The sequence below is a fragment of the Bacteroidia bacterium genome (assembly GCA_041391665.1).
Classification (GTDB): domain Bacteria; phylum Bacteroidota; class Bacteroidia; order J057; family J057; genus JAGQVA01.
In genome coordinates this window covers 2,773,799-2,795,290 of record JAWKNO010000001.1, presented here as the reverse complement: position 1 = coordinate 2,795,290, position 21,492 = coordinate 2,773,799, and the positions used below count along the sequence as shown (strand labels likewise).

Below are 21,492 nucleotides of genomic sequence, written 5' to 3'. Positions count from 1 at the left end.
TTTTAGCTTATGATCAGCTGTTGTCGCTGTCATCATCATCAGCAAGTTCGGCATCGTCATTAGGAGTGGGAGGATTTTTAAGCATTTCGTTGAGTTTCTTGACCTTCCGTTTCCACTCTTCCAGCATTTTCACTTCACGATCAATTTCACCCTGAATCTGATTGCGAAGTGTATCCCCTGATTTCCCTTTGGCGACAAAGAGAATATTGGTACTATATTGGTTCACTTTTTCTTCTGAAGCGCCGATCTTGCGGCGAATATTTGCAATCCGCTGTTTGATAGCTCTTGTGCGTTCATCCGGGTCATCGACAGACTCAATGGCCGCCTGCATTTTGATATCCTGGATTTGCTCGCGTTTCATATCCAGACTTCCAAAGAATTTATCAATTTCGGCGCGGAACTCGTCCCATATTTTATCCTTTTCTTTAAAGGGAACCTTGCCGATTTCTTTCCAGTTGGCCTGCAGCTCTTTTACACGGCCGATGGCCTTATCCACGCCCCCTTCGGGGTTTGCGGTGAGCTTCCGCACTTCCTCAATCAGCGCTTTTTTCGCTTCCAGGTTGGTGTTTTCATCTTCATGAATTTCCTGGTAATGACCACGTCTGCTTTCAAAGAAAGCATCACAAGCTTCACGGAAGCGAGCCCAAAGTTTATTGGAATGCCTTTCTGGTACCGGACCGATCTCACGCCATTCTTTTTGAAGCCGTTTTAGATCTTTTGCCGCTTTTTCCCAGTCTTCACCATTCTTAAGAGCTTCTGCCTGCTCTACGAGTTCGCGTTTTTTAACCAGGTTTTCGGAGCGGAAATCATCGTACGTACGGAAAAACTCTGCCTTCTTGGTGAAGAATGTATTGCAAGCTTCCCGGTATTTGCCCCAGAGTTCGCTGTTTTGATTACCAGGTGCCTGGCCGATCTGTTTCCACTGCTCCTGGAGTTCACGCAAGGTACGGGTTGCATCATTCCACAGACGAGGTTTATCAGCAGTGAAAGTTGCATAAGGCGCCATTTGCTCGAGAATGGCCAGTTTCTTTTCAGCGTTTTCCTGCCGGAACTGATCCTGAACCTGCATAAAGCCCTGGCGGGTTTCGAAGAATTTATCTACGACATCCCGGTATTCATTGTTGATGCGCTCCATTTCTTCACGGGGCACATGACCAACGGCTTTCCATTTTTGTTGAAGCTCATGGAGCATATCCATACGTTCGCGCCACAGCTCTACATTTTCACGCTCTTCTTCCGGGAGAATTAAATCTTCAGCCTCCTTGATCAGGCGTTCTTTTTCCTGAAGATTGATTTTCCGGTCGTAGTCGCGAAGTTCGAAATGCATTTCCCTGAGCTGGTAAAACTTATCCAGCAGCACACGGAATTGCTGATAAAGTGGTTCTATATCTTCTTTCAGAACATGACCTACATCGCGCCATGCGTCCTGAATGGCTCTAACTTCTTTGATAAGGTTGGGGTCGTCGGCATTCACCAGTTTTTCCAGTTCGACCAGCAGTTCCTGCTTCTTTTTCGAATTGGTTGCTTTTTCTGACTCGGCTTCCTGCTGAGCTTCACTGCGGCGGCGGTTAAAGCTATGGAGTGCGTTGTGGAAAAGCGTTTTGACGGTGTCCGGGAATGATTCTTCCGAGGCAACGAGCGAATCAAACGTTCGCTTGACGAGTCCGACTTTAGGGATCAACGGCAATACATGGTCGGCAGCTTTGTACATATCCAAAAGTTGGATAAGATCAGCAACCGTAGCGCCTTCTATTATGCTGAGGTTATTGGATTTATCTTCCACTAATTGTTCTATCAATGGAAGCAAATCTTCATTAAGCGGAGGAAGCTCCTGAGGTACATACACCTCCTCTTCTTCAGCTTCTATGTGCGCGACCTCCTGATGCTCAGACTCTTCCGAGGCTGATTCATCTGCCTGAGCGACTGTTTCCTGCACTTCTTCCTGCACCGGAACATCTTCCGCTACGGGTTCGGGGGAAACCAAGGGCTCTGATTCTGTTAATTCTGGCTCTTGTGGAGTCGGGACTTCCTGAACTTCCTGTTCTTCATTCTGTTCAAGGTCCGACAATTCCGGGTTCTCATTTTCTGGAAACATGGTATTCAACTCAAAAGTTTGGTTCGTGCCCTAAAGATACCGGTTTCCGGATATTTTCAGGGGCTGGCTCACGCAAATAAATGAATTTTTTTTCAGATATGCCTGATACGTTCTGATTTCTTAATCGAAGGTACAAAATCCCGTACAAAGTTCCTACGGCAAAACCGCGTTCTATCAGATTGTTTTGTGGGGCTACGGATGTATATTTACCTCATGAAGAAGAAATTCAACATCACAGGCAACTGCTACCCCGATCAGCATTATATGATGGACAACCGCGCCAAACTGACGGATGTCATGCGGATGGTAGAGGACGGTGAATATTTCATCATCAACCGCCCGCGGCAGTATGGGAAAACGACGACGCTGTTTGCCTTACACCGGATTCTGACGCAACAGGAGGGTTATCTACCTATTCGCCTGGATTTTCAGGGTGTGGACGAAAAATGGCATGTTTCGGACAGTGCTTTTGCTACGATGTTTTCCATTCAAATTCAAAAAGCCCTGAAATTTTCCCAGCCGGAACTGGTAAACCTCCTCCAAAGGCTGACCCCTTCAATGGATGACATGGGCGGACTTTCGGAAGCAATTACAGAAATGGCTCACCATACTTCTGCAAAGCTGGTGCTATTGATCGACGAAGTGGATGCGAGTAGCAATTACGAGCCATTTTTGCGGTTTCTGGGAATGCTTCGCAATAAGTACCTCGACCGCTATTCGCCCCAAAACTACACCTTTCACAGCGTGGTGCTGGCGGGGGTTCACGATATTAAAAGTCTCAAACGCAAAGTGCGTGAAGATGACCACGCGCAGTACAACAGTCCGTGGAATATAGCCACGGATTTTAAGGTGGATATGAGCTTCCATCCGCACGAAATTGCGCCGATGCTCGTGGACTATTCCGCCGCCGAAGGAGTAGCGATCGATATCCCCGCATTTGCTGACAAACTGTACTACTACACCGCGGGTTATCCCTTCCTGGTCTCGAAACTGTGCAAAACAGTAGCTGAGGATATATTGCCCCAAAAGGCGGAGCGAATCTGGACCCTTGATGACCTCGAAACAGCGGTACAGCTTCTGCTTCGGGAAAACAATACCCTCTTCGACAGCCTGATCAAAAATCTCGAAAATCATCCCGGATTATATGACCTCACCTATTCGATTATCGTCAACGGACAGGTGATTCCCTTCAACCCCGATGAACCTATGATTAGCCTGGGAAGGCTTTATGGGGTATTTAAGGAGAATGGTTCGGTGAAAATTCATAACCGGATTTATGAACAGCGGATTTACAATTATATGGTTGCCCGCACCCTTCAGGATCAGGTTCGCCAAAAACACCCCTACCTTCCCATATCATATGCGCAGCCTGACGGTACGCTGAACCTCAAGGGCGTGTTGCAGCGATTCCAGCAGTTTTTGCGGGAGCAATACAGCGAAAAAGACCAGGACTTCCTCGAACGCGAGTGGAGACTGGTGTTTCTGGCCTTTTTTAAGCCCATCCTCAATGGGCAGGGACACGACTTTAAGGAAGTCGAAATTTCGGAGGAAAAACGGCTGGACGTAGTGGTTACTTACCACCGCAACAAATACGTGATCGAACTCAAACGCTGGTACGGGGAGTCGGTCCATCAGCGGGGACTGGATCAGTTGGCAGACTATCTCGACCGGCAGGAACTGGAGAGCGGTTTTCTGGTGATATTTGAAGGGCAGAAAGAAAAAAGCGGGCGGCAGGAGGAGATTTTACACCGGGGGAAAGCGATTTTTGCTGTATGGGTGTGAGGCAGGATTTTCTTAACTTTACCCCATGAAAAAGGAATTTAACATCACTGGCAACTGCTACCCCGACCAGCATTATATGATGGATAACCGAGCTAAACTGGCTGGGGTTATTGAGCTGATCGAACGCGGAAAATATTTCATCATCAACCGCCCGCGTCAGTATGGGAAAACGACGACGCTGTTTGCCTTACACCGGATTCTGACGCAACAGGAGGGTTATCTACCTATTCGCCTGGATTTTCAGGGTGTGGACGAAAAATGGCACGTTTCGGACGAAGCCTTTGCCCGAATGTTTGTTCGCCTGACAAAAGATTTCCTCGAATTTAGTTCTCCCGATTTATATCTGTTTTTGGAAAGCCAGCAAAATGAGGTTACGGACATGGGCGAATTATCCAGGCTCCTCACACGCCTCGCGCACAAAGCCGTGCAAAAGCTGGTGCTATTGATCGACGAAGTGGATGCGAGTAGCAATTACGAGCCATTTTTGCGGTTTCTGGGAATGCTTCGCAATAAGTACCTCGACCGCTATTCGCCCCAAAACTACACCTTTCACAGCGTGGTGCTGGCGGGGGTTCACGATATTAAAAGTCTCAAACGCAAAGTGCGTGAAGATGACCACGCGCAGTACAACAGTCCGTGGAATATAGCCACGGATTTTAAGGTGGATATGAGCTTCCATCCGCACGAAATTGCGCCGATGCTCGTGGACTATTCCGCCGCCGAAGGAGTAGCGATCGATATCCCCGCATTTGCTGACAAACTGTACTACTACACCGCGGGTTATCCCTTCCTGGTCTCGAAACTGTGCAAAACAGTAGCTGAGGATATATTGCCCCAAAAGGCGGAGCGAATCTGGACCCTTGATGACCTCGAAACAGCAGTACAGCTTCTGCTTCGGGAAAACAATACCCTCTTCGACAGCCTGATCAAAAACCTCGAAAATCATCCAAATCTCTACGATCTCACCTATTCGATTATCGTCAACGGAGTGCGGGTTCCTTTCGACCCGCATGAACCGACAATCAGCCTGGGAAGGCTCTATGGGGTGTTTAAGGAAAATGGAACCGTCAAAATCCACAACCGGATCTATGAGCAGATTCTGTACAACTACATGGTGGCCAAGACCTTCCAGGCACAGTTGGAACGTAAACACCCCTATCTGCCGGTCTCATATGCGCAGGCAGACGGGACGCTGAACCTCAAAGGCGTGTTGCAGCGATTCCAGCAGTTTTTGCGGGAGCAATACAGCGAAAAAGATCAGGACTTCCTCGAACGCGAGTGGAGACTGGTGTTTCTGGCCTTTTTTAAACCGATCCTCAACGGCCAGGGACACGACTTTAAGGAAGTCGAAATTTCGGAAGAAAAACGGCTGGACGTAGTGGTTACTTACCACCGCAACAAATACGTAATAGAACTCAAACGCTGGTACGGAGAGGCGGTTCACCAGCGCGGACTCGATCAACTGGCAGACTATCTCGACCGGCAGGAACTGGAGAGCGGTTTTCTGGTGATTTTTGAAGGGCAGAAAGAAAAAAGCGGGCGGCAGGAGGAGATTTTACACCGGGGGAAAGCGATTTTTGCCGTGTGGGTGTGAGGGGAAAGGAAATCGTGAAGAAGATGGTGAGGGTTTAGCAGACTGGATCCCCGATTTTTATACCCTTCCCCCAAAAACTTGCCACTCTCCAATATTCTGCCTAATTTCTGTTATGAAAACACCCCTCCTGATCCTTACTTTTCTGTGCTTGCACCTCACAGCGGCCGCGCAGATACCACCGCCGCAGTTTGAGTGGGCGCGAAGTATGGGCGGCTGGCAGGGCGACGACCTCGCCGACCTCGTCGTGGCTGAAGACGGAAGTGTGTATGTCACCGGCTCTTTTAAGGATTTTATCTGCTTTGATACCCTCTGTTTTCCCGCCGCCAGCCCCGATAATTCCGATATTTTTCTGGCTAAATACGACTCGGTGGGGGTATTGCAGTGGGCAAAGGTATTGGGCGGAGGCGGAGTGGATCAAGGTAAAGCCCTCGCACTGGACAGCCAGGGAAATGTGTTTCTCGGGGCGGGGTTTTCGGGACCTCTACAAATAGATTCTTTTGTAATTAATCCCTTCGATCCAAACTTGTACCCTTTTGGTAGTTCGGAAATAATTGTTGCTAAATTTTCATTTGATGGGAAATGCTTATCCGTTTATCATCCAGGAGGGAGCCGTGGGGCTGCATTATTAGATGTTTGCATTGATTATCAAGATAATTTAACAATTGTCGGGCAATCAATTTCTGACACCCTTTGGTTTGGTCATCATTTTACTGTCAAAAATGCCCGCTCTGCTTTGGATATGTTTCTGGTGAAGTATAACAAAAATCAGAAATTTATTTTTGCCAAAAATTTCCCAGTTTATTACCACGGTATTAACTACTTAACCTTGACATCCAACTATAATGGAGATATTCTGGTAGCGGGACAATCAGGTGATTCTATAAGTATCGATTCATTTGTATTATCTGAAGGAACTTCTTTCCAACAATTCCTGATTTCCTGGGATAGTTTGGGGAATCATCGTTGGTCAGAAACCTTTCGATCACTGAACATTCATGGACTCAATATTGATGAAAAAAATAATATATATTTCTCAGGAAATTTTACAGAAGAGGAGTTTTTTGATACGTTGAGGATAGCAGGTGCAAATTCTTATTTTTTGACTAAGTATAACAGCTTGGGGAAAGTACAATGGGTGAGGCGTTCATATACTGGTATTCCAGGATGGATGAATTTGTTTTATAATAGAGGACAAGTTTATATAATAGCCTCTTTTAGTGGAAGTATGGTGGTCGAAAACCATACTTTTTCAAGCCCGCATGAAGAAAATATCCTTATTGTACGATATGATACTACTGGCGGTCTGATTTGGGTAAGAACGACTGGCGAGCCTTCCTTATACTGGTATTTGGCTATTCAAGGAAATGAAACGGGGGATTTAACAATCGGAGGTATGTTTAACTATAATAAAACCTCCTTTGACGACTATTTTATCCAAAACTCGTTTCCCGGTTATATGGAACCATTTATTGCCCAGTTTCACCGCGACAGCCTGCCTCCGCTACCCCAACCTCCCGCAGAATGGAAGGTTTATCCCAATCCTTTTGAGGATCACATCTTTCTTTGGGGGGATTTCTTACAAGGGGTGCTGGAACTCTCATTGTACGACCTCTCCGGCAGAGAAGTCTGGAAAACGCAGATGCTGGTGGAGGATACTATTTTTCCCCTACGGGTATCCGTACCGGTGTTGCCGGGTGGGTTTTATTTGCTGAGGATTGGGCAGAGGGGAAAGGAAATAGTAAAGAAGATGGTGAGGGTTTAGCAGACTGGATCCCCGATTTTTATACCCTTTCCCCAAAAACTTGCCACTCTCCAATATTCTGCCTAATTTCTGTTATGAAAACACCTCTCCTGATCCTTACTTTTCTGTGCCTGCGCCTTGTGGTGGCCGCGCAGATACCGCCGCAGTTTGAGTGGGCGCGAAGTATGGGCGGCTGGCAGGACGACGACCTCGCCGACCTCGTCGTGGCCGAAGACGGAAGTGTGTATGTCACCGGCTCTTTTACGGATTTTATCTGCTTCGACACCCTCTGTTTTCCCGCTGCCAGCCCCGATACTTCCGATATTTTTCTGGCTAAGTACGACTCGGTGGGGGTGTTGCAGTGGGCAAAGGTATTGGGCGGAGGCGGAGTGGATCAAGGCAAAGCCCTCGCACTCGACAGCCAGGGAAATGTGTTTCTCGGGGCGGGGTTTTCGGGGAAAATAGATGTAGGGGGAGTCTTCTTGCAAGCGAATAATCCCAAAAAATCTTTTTATAACCCCTTAGACTTTTTTATTGCAAAAATTTCTCCTCAAGGTAGTATTCTAGCTATTTTTCATCCTAACGGACAAGCCATTTCCTGGTTATACCAAATTTCTACAGATAGAAGAGATAATTTATACATAGCCGGGATCACAAACTCGGACAGTCTTATTTTTAGTGACGAATTATTCCTCAAAACGAATGGCCCGGGTCAGTTTTTTATTGCCCGATTAGATTCTGTATTTCATCCTCAATACCTTACTGAGTGCGTGTTTCCGGGTTCGGGAGCAAGGGCAATAAAGGAAATAGAACCCAATCGGCAGGGCGAACTTTTTCTCACCGGTTATTTTGGGGATACCATGATTGTTCAGGGCAACATGCTTTCCCTCGGACTTTCCTCCCATCACTTTTTACTGAAACTGGATGCCAACGGGAAGTATCAATGGTCGGAACTGTTTAACGGAACAGATATTTGGGATATGACCCTTGATGAAAGAGGAAACATCTATTTCACAGGAAGCATGAGCGATAGTGTTTTATTTGATACACTTATCGTAAATCTGGGGCGAGCCAAATATCTGGCAAAATATTCTTCAGAAGGACGAGTCCAATGGGTGAAAAAACCGGTAAATGGCTTCTTTAATAACCCTTCCCTCTTCTACAACCGGGGGCAGTTATACCTGGCAGGATCATTCTCCCACACCATCACCATCGGGGATAGTACTTTTACCTCCCCCCGTGAAGAGCAATTGCTGATTGCCCGGTATGATACAACAGGAAATCTGGTTTGGGTTCGGGCGATAAAAAACATTTCTGATCATCGGCTTTTACAGATCGAAGGTAATACAAAAGGCGACGTTACCCTTGCCGGTGGGTACAATTACAACGGGCTTTTTTTTGACTCTACACTCGTACTCAATGTCTTCCCTGCTTATATGGATGTTTTTGTCGCCCAACTCCACCGCGACAGTCTCCCACCACTTCCTCAACCTCCCGCAGAGTGGACGGTATATCCCAATCCTTTTGAGGATCATATCTTCCTTTGGGGAGATTTTGTGTTAGGGCCGCTGAATCTAAGCTTATTTGACTTGTCGGGCCGGGAAATATGGAAGACGCAGATGCTTATAGAAGACAATATTTTTCCCTTCCGCCTATCCGTGCCAGTGCTGCCGGATGGGTTTTATCTGCTGCGGCTTGGGCAGGGGAAGAGATCGGTAATAAAGAAAATGATTAGGGAAATCTGAATTAATTCCCCCTCACCCAATTCTCCACTTCTTCTTTCGCGGGTTTGCGCAGGTCGAGTTTTTTCTTTTTGATCAGCCCGCATACGTCCTGATGGAGTTTGTTGGGGTTGGCTTCTTTTAGGGCCTGCACGGTGCGGATGCCGGTTTCCATTACGAGGGCGGCAAATTCTTCGGCCACGCCTGCGGCGATAAAATCGTCTTTGGAAACCACTGCGGCTTTTTTCTCGGGTTTCATCTGTGGGAAAAACAGCACGTCCTGAATCGAGGCCGAATTGGTCATGATCATGCTCAGCCGGTCTATGCCGATGCCCAGCCCCGCCGTCGGCGGCATGCCGTACTCCAGTGCCCGGAGAAAGTCTTCGTCGAGCAACATGGCCTCGTCGTCACCGCGTTTGCCAAGCTCCAACTGCTCCTCAAACCGCTCGCGCTGGTCTATCGGGTCGTTGAGTTCGGAGAAGGCGTTGCAAATCTCCTTGCTGTTGCAAATGGCCTCAAACCGCTCTACCAGTCCGGGTTTGCTCCGGTGTTTTTTGGCCAGCGGACTCATCTCTACCGGGTAGTCGGTGATAAAGGTCGGCTGGATAAGGTTCGGTTCGACTTTTTCGCCAAATATTTCGTCAATCAGTTTGCCCCGGCCCATGGTATCGTCCACGGGTATATGCAGGCTGTGAGCGACCTGACGCAACCCGGCTTCATCCATTTCGGAGATGTCTATACCGGTAAATGCCTGGATGGATTCGTACATGGTGTATCGTTTCCACGGGCGTTTGAAGTCAATGATGTTTTCGCCTACCTGAACCTTCGTATTTCCGTTGACGGCGATGGCGACTTTTTCGACCATTTCTTCCACGAGGTTCATCATCCATTCGTAGTCTTTATACGCCACATACAGTTCCACCTGGGTAAACTCGGGGTTGTGGAAACGCGACATGCCTTCGTTGCGGAAGTCTTTGGAAAATTCATACACCCCGTCATAACCGCCCACAATCAGCCTTTTGAGGTACAACTCATTGGCAATGCGGAGGTAAAGGGTCATGTCGAGGGTATTGTGGTGGGTTTTAAACGGCCGGGCCGCAGCGCCTCCGTAGAGGGGCTGGAGAATGGGCGTTTCCACTTCGAGGTACCCTTTTTCGTTGAGGTATTCGCGCATGGTCTGCACCAGCGTGGTGCGTTTGCGGAAGGTTTCCCTCACTTTGGGGTGGAGGATCATATCGAGATAACGCATGCGGTAGCGCTGCTCGGTATCGGTAAAGGTTTCGTAGAGTTTTTCGTCAGTCTCTTTGGAAAAGGGAATCGGGCGCAGAATTTTGGAGAGGATCACAAATTCCGTCGCCTTCACGGTTTTTTCACCGGTCTGGGTGATAAAAGCTTCGCCCCTGATACCCACGATGTCGCCGAGGGAAGTCAGGCGTTTGAATACTTCGTTGTAGAGGGTTTTGTCTTCGCCGGGGCAGATTTCGTCGCGGGCGATATAGATTTGTATTTTCCCGGAGGAATCTTCGAGTTCGGCGAAAGAGGCTTTGCCCATCACCCGTTTGGTGGTGATGCGGCCGGCAAGGCAGAGGTTGTCAAAGCCTTCTTTTCCGGCTTCAAAACCTTCTTCGATGTCCTTCGCCTTGATATTTACGGGAAATAGTTCGGCGGGATAGGGGTTGATGCCCAGGTTTCGAAGCTGTTGAAGCTCTTCTCTTCGGATGATTTCCTGATCGGAAAAATGATGATCGCTCATAATATAGATTTCTGCTGAAAAGCGCTGCAAAAGTAGGGATTTTTCATGGAAAATGAGCAGTATCCTATGGGAAAATTGCTAAAGCGAGGAAATGTATTCGTTTCATACAACCTTTATAGTAATTTCTCCTGTCTTATCTGCCTCTGAGAAACTCATATTGTTTGCAAAGTGATGAAACGGATTTTCGATCACAGATTCTCCGGTTCACGCATCTGCTAAGAAGGAAGAGGAAAATTTATAAGCACTATGCTGAAAAACTATCTTAAAACAGCGCTCAGAAGTATGCAACGTCAGAAAGTGCATACATTCATCAATATTGTCGGACTAGCGACCGGCATGGCGGCTTGTCTGCTGATTATTTTGTGGGTGAGGGACGAATTGTCCTTTGACCGGTATCACGAGCAATCTGACAGGATCTACCGCGTCTCACGGGAATGGTTTAATGAGGACGGACAGACCAGTCTTCACCTTGGCATGGTTGCACCGCCATTTGGCCCGCTGTTGGAAGGCGATTTTGAAGGCGAGATTGAAGAAGCTGTGAGATTTGTGCAGGACTACAACCCATTGCTCGTCATTGGCGAAAAAAAACTGGTAGAAGACCAACTGTTTTTTGCAGACAGCGACATAGGAAAAGTTTTTTCCTGGAAGATGTTGGAAGGGGATTGGGAAACCGCCCTTTCAGAACCCAATTCGCTGGTACTGACTCAGAGTACCGCTCAAAAATATTTTGGAGACAAGCCTGCCATAGGCCAGACGATCAACTACAATAATATGGCGGATATGAAAGTAACCGGTATTATGGAAGATGTACCGGTTAATTCTCATTTTTCTTTTCATGCGCTTTGTTCTTTTATCTCGTTGGAGAATTTTTTCGGAAGGGAAGAACTGATGAAAAATTTTGGCAGTAACAATTTTCCCACATATCTGCTCCTGGCTAAAGGCGTAAAACCCAAGGAGCTGGAAAGCCGTTTTCCGGATTTTTTATACAAGCACCTGGGTTTGTGGAATGGACAGCCAGCATCTAAATATAACGCATTGAGATTGATGCCATTAACACAAATCCACCTTCACTCGCATCTGGACTCAGAAATTGAAGAAAATGGCGATATCAACTATGTATATCTTTTCTCCGTGGTGGCTTTTCTGATCCTGCTGATTGCCTGCATCAATTTTATCAATCTTTCTACGGCCCGCTCCTCTACCCGCGCCAAAGAAATCGGGCTTCGAAAAGTGATCGGTGCGTTCAGGGGAAATCTGATCCGGCAATTTATCACAGAGTCTGTATTGCTGGCAGTTTTTGCGCTGATTCTGGCGGTGAGTATCGTGGAGCTGCTTCTCCCGTGGTTCAACAATTTTTTCAGAAAAGACCTTCATATCTCCTTTCTGAACGATCCGTGGACCTTACCCGGATTGCTGGTATTGACCCTGGTTGTGGGACTGGTGGCAGGGAGTTATCCGGCGCTGTACTTATCCTCCTTTGAGCCGGTGGCGATATTGAAAGGGAAGTTATTTTCAGGGGGCAAAGGCTCGTTTTTGCGCTCGTCGCTTGTGGTGGTTCAGTTTAGCATATCGGTGGCACTGATTGCCGGAGTAATGATGGTACAGGATCAGTTGAAGTTTATGAAAAATAAACCCCTGGGATTTACCCGGGAGAATCTGGTAATTTTGCCTTCCAATGACGATATCTATAACCGTTTTGAGTCGCTCAAAACCCAATGGCTGACCCAGCCCGGAATCACAGACATATCGCTTGCCAGCCGGGTGCCTTCGGGCAGGCTGCTGGACTCACAGGGAGCAACTGCCGAAATAAACGGAGAAATGAAAACCGTTGACTTCCGGATCGCAGACATCCATGTAGGGCACGATTATTTATCAACCCTTGAGGTAAAAATGGCGGCGGGCAGAGACTTTGACAGGAACCTCGCCAGTGATTCCCTGCATGCATTTATCATCAATGAATCTTCTGTCAAGGCGATTGGCTGGGAAAATGCGGAAGCCGCCATCGGGAAAAAGATGGAATATGGAGACAGAACCGGGATTGTAGTTGGCGTAACAGAAGACTTTCACTTCGAAAACCTGAGACAGCCGATAGCGCCGGTGATATTCATGATCACAGACGGTCGCGCAGGTAGTCTGGTTTTCCGCATTCACGAAGGCGCAAGGCAGCAGACGCTGGAATATCTCGAAGCGCAGTGGGCATTTCTCCGGGAAGGATTTCCATTTACATATGAATTTGTCGATGAAAATTTCAACAGTCAATACGAAGGAGAAGATCGGCTGGGCAAAGTGATCGGCTATTTTTCGCTGCTGGCGATACTGATTGCTGCGCTGGGATTATTTGGGTTGACATCATTTACTACCGAACAAAGATCGAGGGAAATAGGCATTCGCAAGGTGCTGGGTGCAACTGTACCACAGATTATTTTACTGCTGACAAATAAATTTTCCCTGCTGGTGATTGCCGGAATAACAGGCGGTGTTGTACTGGCCTATATTTCGATCAGCGTATTTTGGCTGGACAACTTTGCCTATCAGGGAGATATACGATGGGTTTCGTTTGTATTGGCAGGAATGGTGGCTTTATTTATCGCATGGGGAACCGTCGCCTGGCAGTCATATCAGGCAGCAACTGCAAATCCCGTAGATGCGATCCGGCAGGATTAAATACCATCAGACAGCGAAAATATTAATACCACAGGTCTCACAGATCGCTGTGAGAGCCAGAGCGATAAGCAGGCTACCACCAAATAAGGCGATCGCCTCCAGATCCAGATGTACCCGATGGGTAATGGTGTTGATTTTTTCTAATATGGCGATCATAATCTTTATCTTTACACTAAGGTAATAAAAAATTAACTTAAAAAAAACAATTACTTAACATTAAGTTAACATTGGGAAAAGATCTAAAATTTTGGAAAGGATTTCCTCCCGGTTTGGAGTTCAGGAGTTTTCGCGCCAATTTTGGGTATGAAGCGACAAATTTTCACTTTGGGATTTGCTCTGGCTCTTTTAGCTACAGGCTGCGCGACCAGCTATGAAAATCAATTGTTTAATGGCTTATTTGCCCTTACTGTACCCGATTACCTGGAAGCAACCGCTTCGCTCAACAGCGATGCCCAGGTACAACTCGCCAATAAACACAAAGAAGTGTATGCCATTATCAGATACAATACCTGGGAGGATCTTAAAAATAACAATAAAGGCAATGCAGGAACGCTGGAAGATTATTATGACTTCCATATCGAAAACCTGCTGATAGATGTTCATGAACCATTAGCGCCCGGCCCCAAAGAATTAAAGATCAACGGACTGGAAGCGCTGGAAGGCCATGTGAGCGGAACGGTAAAAGGGGAGTCTATTTATTATAAACTCGTCATGATTGCAGGAAAAGAACACCTGTATCAACTTTTGGTCTGGACAACAGAAAGAAACCTGGCGCAATACGAACCAGACATGGACAAGCTGATTCACTCTTTTCGGGAGATGTAATCTATTCGTACCGGAGCGACTCGATCGGGTCCACCCGTGCCGCTTTCCAGGCAGGATAATAGCCGGAGCCAACACCGACCACCAGGCAGGAGATCAGGCCGATGAAAATCCAATTCCACGGCACAACAAAGCCTGTATTAAACATCAGGGTGCTGATCAGGTTACCGACAAATAACCCCATCAAAATACCGAGCAATCCCCCCAACTGGCAGATGACAATGGCTTCGAATAAAAACTGATATAAAATATTGCGTCTGGAAGCGCCCATGGCCTTTCTCACCCCGATTTCGTTGGTGCGCTCAGTGACAGATACGAGCATGACATTGAGCAAAGCAATGGATGCCCCCATCAGGGTAATCATCGCAATGACCTGAGCAGAAATTGTCAGCACTTTCATCTGATCGAGAAACTGGCTGACAAAAGAATCACTTTTGGTGATGGCAAAATTATCGTCCTGATCAGCTCTTACCTTTCTTACCAGCCGAAAAATTCCCCGGGCCTCTTCCATCAGATAGTCCATTCTGGCAGGGTCAGTGGCAAAAATATTCAGCGTCAGGGAGCCCATATTGGGAAAATGGTTTCTGGCAGTGGAAATGGGAATCATACCGATCTTATCGCCGCCAAACATTCCGGACGTACCCATTTTGGCAAATGCCCCAATGACCTTGTACATATTGCCATCAACCGTTACAAAGTTGCCGACGGCCGACTCGAAAGGAAACAGCATATCTTTTACTTCTGCGCCGATGACGATGACATTTTTCCCAAGTGAGACATCTTCTTCAGACAAACTTCTCCCTTCAGCAAGGTCATAACGAGCTGTTTTCAGGTAGTCTTCATCCACCCCCAGAAGCTGAATATTGTTATTGGTAGTATTTTCCCGGTACTTAAGCTTGAATGCGCCACCAGCAGACCCACTGATGCTTACAACCGCCAGATGTTCGTATTGCTTTTTAAACTCTGTAGCATCCCGGTAGTCGATGGCCGGATATTTGACGACCCGCTGCCCTCCCCCACCGTGAAACATGACCTGAGAAGCCATATTCTGGATTTTAAATGTATTAGAACCCAGGGAAGAGAAACTGTTCATCATAGCGCTTTTTACCCCTGCAATCGAAGTCATGACGACCACAAGTGCCGTAATGCCGAGAGCGATAATGAAAATCGTGATACCGGCGCGAAGTAAATTGGCGCGGATGGCATCAAGCGATTGGTTCAGATTGAGTAAAATGCGCATCTTAAGAAGCTTATGGCAGTATTACTGCTTACTTTTCTCTTTGTCGGCGTAGTTAAATACTTTCTTTAGCAAATCCGATGTACGGGCAACCGGGTCCATACGGATTTTCTTTTCCTCATCTGCCAGTTTGAGAAATAAACCGTCAAGCGCCTTACCCGTTGCATAATTTACAATATCCGTGTTCACTTTTTTCCGTACCAGCGGAATTGCATTATAGCGGGTAGTCACATCTTCCCAGGCTTTGGTAGCATTTACCTTATCCAGTGAAGTTTTGATATGCGGGGAAAATGCGGCAACCAGGTCATCGCGGGTTTTGGCTTTAAAATATTCCGTAGCTGCATTTTCACCGCCAAAGAGTATATTTTTTGCGTCGGCAAAGGACATGGAAGTGATGGCATTTTTGAAAATAGGCAGTGCGGTTTTGGCGCCATCTTCCGCCCCCTGATTAAGGAGTTTTTCAAATTCGTCCACCAGACTTCCCAAACCAATATCCCTGAGCGTATTTGCAGCAAACTGCGCTTCTTCGGGAAAAGGAATTTTCACCAGAGGGTCATTGAGATAACCGCCGGACTTACTCAAAATGGAAACCGAGTTTGCTGCGCCATTGGCGAGTGCTTCTTTTAACCCGCCGATAATTTCAGTATCTGTGGGATCAAGGTTAGCCATTCCTGTTTCGGCCATTTGAAGTAAGGTATCACAGCCCCAGAAAGAAAGGGTGAAAATGAGGAGCCAAATGGAAATACTTTTTTTCATAATGGTAACTTAGGTTGGTTTTTTGAGGTATTATTCGCCCCGGAAGTTGGGTTTGCGTTTTTCTACAAAAGCGGCAGTACCTTCTTTGCCGTCGTAAGAGGTAATGGCTTTGCCGAAGTTTTCGGCTTCTTTATCAAGTCCGTTGGCGTGATTAAAGCCGGCAGCGATTGCCTCCAGCGAATATTGAATCGCGAGAGGGGATTGCTGATAGGCTTTCCGAAGTATTTCCAGGCATTTTTCGGCCAGTTCGCCACGGGTAGTTACATAATTGACGATACCTAATGCCAACGCTTCGTCAGCATCGATGGTATCTCCGGTAATGATCATTTCTGTTGCTTTTCCCCTTCCGATCAGTTGAACCAGTCGTTGAGTGCCACCATATCCGGGCAACAGCCCCAGTTTTACTTCCGGCTGACCAAACTTGGCACCACCAGAAGCAATACGCATATGGCAGGCCATCGCCAGTTCACACCCTCCTCCAAGTGCAAAGCCATTGATTGCAGCGATGATGGGCTTGGGGCTATTTTCGATTTCATTAAAAACCATCTGGCCAAATTTGCTGGCTTCGACGGCTTTATCTGCCGACAGGTCTTTTAGCTCCGCGATATCTGCTCCGGCTGCAAAAGCCTTGTCGCCGGCACCAATGATCACAACGCCTTTTATCTCCGGATCATTTTTCATATCCCGGATGACAGCGTAGAGTTCTTCCAGAAGCTCCCGGTTCAGGGCATTTAAGACCTGAGGACGGTTGAGCATGATCACCAGGGTATAGTTTTTTTTCTCAGTAATGAGGGTATTGTACATACAGACAGATATTATTCTTTCTCTTTAGACGCATCACCCATGTCAAAGTCTCCATCAATATCATCCACAATACCGGGATAAAATTCGGATTGGATGAGTGATTCGATTTCTTCCATCGTCTGCTGGGTCTGTTCAGTTTCAAACAACAGATTGTCGATCATAATATCCTCCCGCTCAGTATTCTGAAGGGTCATGGGCTGATCTTTGATATACTCAACCATTTCTTCGATGGTCTGAAGCTGCTCTTCAATTACCTCACGGTTTTCCCGGACTTTATAATAATTATCCATCCGCATTTCCAGCAGTTTGAGGCGTTTTTCCTTCAGTTTTTTCAGGCGGCTGGTAGCGTTTTTCAACTCCTGATTGAGTTTATCGATTTCCTGTACGGTCTGGTGAATAACGGTTTCGTTGGTGAGTTCAGGGAATTTATCTCTGAAATACAACAACCGCGCATACGATAATTCAATCGCATTCATTTTATTCAGAAAACTATTTACCAGACTGGGAACAGTAGTATTGAGCTTTTTAAAGCTGTCCCGCACCTCTTTCACGCGTTTGCGGAGCTTATCAAATCTGCCCTGAGATTCGAGGGTAAGCTCGTTATAGTAGTCCACGAGGGTTTTGGTTTTCTGAAAAGCATCAATATCCTGTTGATATTTGGCATTAATGGCTCTGATAAACCGGGGGTTTTGAGAAATCGCACTGAGCAGCATAAGCTCGACGCCGCCGGCCATAAGAATAATTGAGGAGGTAATCAGCCCGGAATCAATTCCGATCGCCAATTCCGGTACAATAAAAATGCCCAGTGCCGCAATCGCGGTAATCCCAGCCATCATCACCAGGTGGGCCGGCCAGAAGAAAGCCTCCTTGGTATAGTTGATGAATTTTTGTATCCGGTTGGGTTTTGATTTTTTCGTTGTTGCCAAAGCTAGTATTCGGTTAATATTCTTTCTTTTGACGATTTCCGGTAGTAATTATTTTATACGTCAGAAACCACACGCTAAGTTTTGCCAGTTTGTAATCAGCTTTTGAATTTACAAAATACGGTCAATAATTGGAAAATTTCATGGCTTTCGCAGTTTCCTTCGAATTATCCGGAAATATTTATACCTGAATTGTTTCTACAGCTGTTTTGATTCGCTTTACAGTTTCGGCTTTTCCCAGCAATTCTGCAATTTCAAACACTCCCGGGCCCGAAGATGTGCCTGTTAGTGCCAGCCGTAGCGGTGCCATGACCTTACCTGCGCCCACTTCCCTTGCTGCAAGAAATTCCTGAAAAACATGGTGCAGGATCTCTGCTGTCCATTCTGCCAAATCTTCAAACTTCTCTGCAAGTGCGGTCAGTAAAACGGCTGATTCGGCAGTCCATTTCTTCGACATCTTTTCATCATACGCGGTGGGTGCCTGAAAAAAATAGGGCGCTTCTGTTGCAAATTCTTTTACAAATTTTACTCTTTCGCGCATGAGTCCGATCATACCTGTGAGGAAATGGTCATCCGGCAGCGCGATACCCGCGTGTTGGAGCGCGGTTTTCACCTGTGGCAACAGCTCTTCCGGCTGGCGGTGGCGAAGGTACGTTTCATTAAACCAGGTCAGCTTGTCAAGGTCAAACTTCGCCCCCGCGCTGCCAATCCGCTCCAGGCTAAACAATTCGGTCAGACGATCTACGTCCATCACCTCTTCGTCATTACCGGGATTCCAGCCCAGCAGTGCCAAAAAGTTCAGTAATGCGTCAGGATCGTAACCGGCTTCGCGGAAACCGGGAAATATGGTTCCGGATTCAGGGTCGTGCCAGTTGACCGGAAACACGGGGAAACCCATTTTATCGCCATGGCGTTTGCTGAGCTTTCCTTTTCCTGTCGGATTGAGCAGGAGCGGGAGATGCACAAAAACGGGCATCGTGTCTTCCCAGCCGAAGGCGCGGTACAACAAAACATGCAACGGCGTCGAGGGAAGCCATTCTTCTCCCCGTATCACATGGGTTACTTCCATGAGGTGGTCGTCCACTACATTGGCCAGGTGATAAGTCGGTATCCCGTCGCTTTTAATCAATACTTTATCGTCGAGCTGGCTGGTGTGAAAAGTCACGGTATCGCGCACCACATCCTGAAAAGTGACCGATTCATCTGCCGGCATATTCATTCGCACGACATAGGGCTGCCCGGACTGCAAACGCTCCTTTACCTCTGCCTCAGACAGGGTAAAAGAATTTTTCATCTTCATCCGGGAAATATGGTTGTACTGCTGGACATCTGTAGAGTCATCTTTGAGTTGCTCGCGCATCGCATCGAGCTCTTCAGGCGTGTCAAACGCATAATAGGCTTTGCCATTGGCGATCAACTGGTCGACATATTGTTTATACAGGCCGATTTTCGCGCGTTCACTTTGGCGGTAAGGGCCTTTTTCTCCGCCTGCTCCTACGCCTTCACTGAAGGAAATACCCATCCATTCGAGTGATTCGATGATATATTCTTCTGCGCCGGGAACAAATCGCGCCTGGTCTGTATCTTCTATGCGGAGGATAAACCTGCCGTTGTGCTGGCGGGCAAACAAGTAATTATATAATGCGGTACGAACACCGCCAATGTGAAGCGGTCCTGTGGGACTAGGAGCAAATCTGACTACTACCATTTGTAAAAAACTTTTCCGAAGGATTTATTTATGCAAATGTAGGGGAATTCCGCTGTATGTGAAACCGGGAATGTCGTTCAGAAAACTTTTGTGTAGTTTGGGCGCAAAATGTATCGCGATGAAACCTAAATTTTTCCTTTTTGCTTCCCTTATTTTTTTATGTCATTCTTTCTTACAGGCGCAAACCCTTTCTTCCGGGGATAAAACAGCTATCATGGCTGTCTTTCTCGATCAGGAAAAAGCCTGGAATGCAGGTGATGTCGACCGGTTTATGGAAGGGTACTGGAAGTCAGACTCCCTTACGTTTATCGGTAGTTCGGGGATTACCTATGGATGGACACAGACGCGGGATAACTATAAGAAAAGATACCCGGACAGAACCGCTATGGGAACACTGAGTTTTAAGATTTTGCGGCTGGAAAAACTGGATAAAAATACGGCTTTCCTCATAGGCACCTTTCATCTGAAAAGAGAGATCGGCGATCTGGGCGGGTATTTTACGCTTGTGTGGAAAAAGATAAAGGGAAAATGGGTGATTGTCAGTGATCACACCTCCTGACACGATCACCAGCTACTGCTACTTCCCCCACCGCCGAAATCGCCACCACCTCCGCCGCTAAAGCTGTCAGAGCTGCTCCAGGAAGAACTTGAGCTACTACTGCTCCAGCTACTGCCTGATCCCGAACCGCCACCAGTCCCACCTTCACCCAAAAATGCCAGGGACAGAGAAAAGACAAAAGGAAATAAAAACAGGTTCACGATGATGAAAGTAAAAATTCCATCTACCCCCCAGGTATTGGAGCCCCAGATACTAAATAATACCAGATTGGTCCAGATCATGCCCCCATACAGCGTATATGCGATATAATACATGATTTTTTCAAATACGCTGAAGTCCGCAAAGGCTGATTTCTTTTTACCGGAATTGCTGACCCCTTTTTTCTTTACCTGATAAATATCTTTCGACATTTTGAGCCAGATCCCCAACACCGGCATCCAAAAGAAACACAATGCATACACAGCCCACAACACTTTTACTGGTCCGAATCGGGGAAAAACAAAAATAAACCCGGTATCATCGACCAGCCAGAATGCAGCTAAAAAAACAAGTGCATTTAATGCCAGCAGCAGAACCAGCCGCTTCCACGAGGTCTTCAATTCGGCCCCAATCATTTTTGCGATCAGTCCAAACAAAAGATAGGCAGGATACATACCGAGTAAAATTATCACAACAAAAACGCCCCAATGCACCCACAGGTATCCATTTTCCCATCTTACCGGTGGCCACAAAGGGTAATCTTCGTACTGATAAAAAGTCTGTTGCTGTAATTCGAATTCTGTAGGCTCCTTCGGTGGCGTTTCCAGTATCAGGATAGATTGATTGATTCCCGCTTCAATTGCATGAAAATAATCCCCCTGCTTTATAAACGGAATCATATCATCCTGCTGAATCCGCTGCGTTTCGTAGTCGGTGAGAAAAGGTTCGAGTCCATAGCCAACTTCAAACCGCATTTGCCTGTCATCGGCAAAAATTGAAATCAGCAACCCATTGTCTTCGCCTTTTTGCCCAACCCCCCAGCGAACTGCCGTTTCCAAAGAAACTTCTTCGATGATTCTGCCCTCCAGAGACCGGGTCAATAAAATAAATATTTGGTTAGTAGTAGAATCCTCATAGGAGGCAAGAATCTGATTCAATGAGGCCTCTTCTTCAGCCGAGAGCAGCCCTGCCACGTCCGTAACGTAGTTTTGAGGGGTTTCGGGAACCTGGCCATACAAAGGAATACAAAGCAGGATGAAAGACAATAACCAACAGATTTTCATATAACCTGGGGATAAATTTTCAGAGATTGAAAAAAAATTACCATTCAGAGGCAGCGGATTAGCTGAATTTT

Annotated in this window: 16 protein-coding genes; 7 read left to right on the top strand and 9 right to left on the bottom strand. The window is 46.8% G+C overall.

Annotation, left to right across the window (positions count from 1 at the left end; translation table 11 throughout):
- Positions 1–13 precede the first annotated feature (13 nt).
- Positions 14–2,095: a DUF349 domain-containing protein gene (locus R3D00_11340; protein ID MEZ4773767.1), complete on the bottom strand. Its 2,082-nt coding sequence runs from the start codon at positions 2,093–2,095 to the stop codon at positions 14–16.
- 213 nt (positions 2,096–2,308) lie between these two features.
- Between R3D00_11340 and R3D00_11335 the strand changes: the two genes are divergently transcribed.
- The 4 genes from R3D00_11335 to R3D00_11320 all read left to right on the top strand — a co-directional run bounded on the left by R3D00_11335 (position 2,309) and on the right by R3D00_11320 (position 8,957).
- The gene (locus tag R3D00_11335) at positions 2,309–3,877 is read left to right on the top strand and encodes an AAA-like domain-containing protein (GenBank protein ID MEZ4773766.1); all 1,569 of its coding nucleotides are present in this window, start codon (positions 2,309–2,311) and stop codon (positions 3,875–3,877) included.
- Positions 3,878–3,902: 25 nt separating this feature from the next.
- A complete protein-coding gene (locus R3D00_11330; protein ID MEZ4773765.1) occupies positions 3,903–5,471 on the top strand; it encodes an AAA-like domain-containing protein in 1,569 nt (522 codons plus the stop codon).
- 244 nt (positions 5,472–5,715) lie between these two features.
- On the top strand, positions 5,716–7,233 hold the full coding sequence (locus R3D00_11325) for a T9SS type A sorting domain-containing protein (GenBank protein MEZ4773764.1): 1,518 nt from the start codon (positions 5,716–5,718) through the stop codon (positions 7,231–7,233).
- Between the two features lie 74 nt (positions 7,234–7,307).
- Entirely contained in the window at positions 7,308–8,957 is a 1,650-nt protein-coding gene (locus R3D00_11320; protein ID MEZ4773763.1) for a T9SS type A sorting domain-containing protein, read from the top strand.
- Position 8,958: 1 nt separating this feature from the next.
- On the opposite strand, the gene lysS is transcribed toward R3D00_11320, so the two are convergent.
- Entirely contained in the window at positions 8,959–10,686 is a 1,728-nt protein-coding gene (gene lysS, locus R3D00_11315; GenBank protein MEZ4773762.1) for a lysine--tRNA ligase, read from the bottom strand.
- 246 nt (positions 10,687–10,932) lie between these two features.
- Between lysS and R3D00_11310 the strand changes: the two genes are divergently transcribed.
- A complete protein-coding gene (locus R3D00_11310) occupies positions 10,933–13,350 on the top strand; it encodes an FtsX-like permease family protein (protein ID MEZ4773761.1) in 2,418 nt (805 codons plus the stop codon).
- Positions 13,351–13,356: 6 nt separating this feature from the next.
- Here the strand turns inward: R3D00_11310 and R3D00_11305 are convergent, their stop codons facing one another.
- Positions 13,357–13,506, bottom strand: a complete 150-nt coding sequence (locus tag R3D00_11305; protein ID MEZ4773760.1) for a hypothetical protein — start codon at positions 13,504–13,506, stop codon at positions 13,357–13,359.
- Between the two features lie 147 nt (positions 13,507–13,653).
- Here R3D00_11305 and R3D00_11300 point away from each other — a divergent pair, with 147 nt between their 5' ends.
- Positions 13,654–14,175 carry a hypothetical protein gene (locus R3D00_11300; protein ID MEZ4773759.1) on the top strand — a complete coding sequence of 174 codons (522 nt, stop codon included), beginning with the start codon at positions 13,654–13,656 and terminating at the stop codon, positions 14,173–14,175.
- Between the two features lies 1 nt (position 14,176).
- Here the strand turns inward: R3D00_11300 and R3D00_11295 are convergent, their stop codons facing one another.
- The 5 genes from R3D00_11295 to gltX all read right to left on the bottom strand — a co-directional run bounded on the left by R3D00_11295 (position 14,177) and on the right by gltX (position 19,600).
- The gene (locus R3D00_11295; GenBank protein ID MEZ4773758.1) at positions 14,177–15,412 is read right to left on the bottom strand and encodes an ABC transporter permease; all 1,236 of its coding nucleotides are present in this window, start codon (positions 15,410–15,412) and stop codon (positions 14,177–14,179) included.
- Positions 15,413–15,433: 21 nt separating this feature from the next.
- Entirely contained in the window at positions 15,434–16,165 is a 732-nt protein-coding gene (locus R3D00_11290) for a DUF4197 domain-containing protein (GenBank protein ID MEZ4773757.1), read from the bottom strand.
- A 30-nt stretch (positions 16,166–16,195) separates the two neighbouring features.
- Positions 16,196–16,969, bottom strand: a complete 774-nt coding sequence (locus tag R3D00_11285) for an enoyl-CoA hydratase-related protein (GenBank protein MEZ4773756.1) — start codon at positions 16,967–16,969, stop codon at positions 16,196–16,198.
- An 11-nt stretch (positions 16,970–16,980) separates the two neighbouring features.
- A complete protein-coding gene (locus tag R3D00_11280; GenBank protein MEZ4773755.1) occupies positions 16,981–17,895 on the bottom strand; it encodes a hypothetical protein in 915 nt (304 codons plus the stop codon).
- A gap of 178 nt (positions 17,896–18,073) precedes the next feature.
- Positions 18,074–19,600, bottom strand: a complete 1,527-nt coding sequence (gltX, locus tag R3D00_11275) for a glutamate--tRNA ligase (GenBank protein MEZ4773754.1) — start codon at positions 19,598–19,600, stop codon at positions 18,074–18,076.
- 118 nt (positions 19,601–19,718) lie between these two features.
- Between gltX and R3D00_11270 the strand changes: the two genes are divergently transcribed.
- Entirely contained in the window at positions 19,719–20,159 is a 441-nt protein-coding gene (locus tag R3D00_11270; protein ID MEZ4773753.1) for a nuclear transport factor 2 family protein, read from the top strand.
- Positions 20,160–20,164: 5 nt separating this feature from the next.
- Here R3D00_11270 and R3D00_11265 read toward each other — a convergent pair whose 3' ends face one another.
- Positions 20,165–21,421: a TPM domain-containing protein gene (locus R3D00_11265; GenBank protein ID MEZ4773752.1), complete on the bottom strand. Its 1,257-nt coding sequence runs from the start codon at positions 21,419–21,421 to the stop codon at positions 20,165–20,167.
- Positions 21,422–21,492 lie beyond the last annotated feature (71 nt).

Bases quoted from the DNA above. Each gene is read 5' to 3' on its own strand.
- R3D00_11265 (MEZ4773752.1), bottom strand. From the start codon at position 21,421: ATGAAAATCTGTTGGTTATTGTCTTTCATCCTGCTTTGTATTCCTTTG.
- R3D00_11270 (MEZ4773753.1), top strand. From the start codon at position 19,719: ATGAAACCTAAATTTTTCCTTTTTGCTTCCCTTATTTTTTTATGTCAT.
- R3D00_11295 (MEZ4773758.1), bottom strand. From the start codon at position 15,412: ATGCGCATTTTACTCAATCTGAACCAATCGCTTGATGCCATCCGCGCC.
- R3D00_11310 (MEZ4773761.1), top strand. From the start codon at position 10,933: ATGCTGAAAAACTATCTTAAAACAGCGCTCAGAAGTATGCAACGTCAG.
- R3D00_11300 (MEZ4773759.1), top strand. From the start codon at position 13,654: ATGAAGCGACAAATTTTCACTTTGGGATTTGCTCTGGCTCTTTTAGCT.
- R3D00_11340 (MEZ4773767.1), bottom strand. From the start codon at position 2,095: ATGTTTCCAGAAAATGAGAACCCGGAATTGTCGGACCTTGAACAGAAT.
- R3D00_11335 (MEZ4773766.1), top strand. From the start codon at position 2,309: ATGAAGAAGAAATTCAACATCACAGGCAACTGCTACCCCGATCAGCAT.
- lysS (MEZ4773762.1), bottom strand. From the start codon at position 10,686: ATGAGCGATCATCATTTTTCCGATCAGGAAATCATCCGAAGAGAAGAG.
- R3D00_11330 (MEZ4773765.1), top strand. From the start codon at position 3,903: ATGAAAAAGGAATTTAACATCACTGGCAACTGCTACCCCGACCAGCAT.
- R3D00_11285 (MEZ4773756.1), bottom strand. From the start codon at position 16,969: ATGTACAATACCCTCATTACTGAGAAAAAAAACTATACCCTGGTGATC.
- R3D00_11320 (MEZ4773763.1), top strand. From the start codon at position 7,308: ATGAAAACACCTCTCCTGATCCTTACTTTTCTGTGCCTGCGCCTTGTG.
- R3D00_11305 (MEZ4773760.1), bottom strand. From the start codon at position 13,506: ATGATCGCCATATTAGAAAAAATCAACACCATTACCCATCGGGTACAT.
- R3D00_11290 (MEZ4773757.1), bottom strand. From the start codon at position 16,165: ATGAAAAAAAGTATTTCCATTTGGCTCCTCATTTTCACCCTTTCTTTC.
- gltX (MEZ4773754.1), bottom strand. From the start codon at position 19,600: ATGGTAGTAGTCAGATTTGCTCCTAGTCCCACAGGACCGCTTCACATT.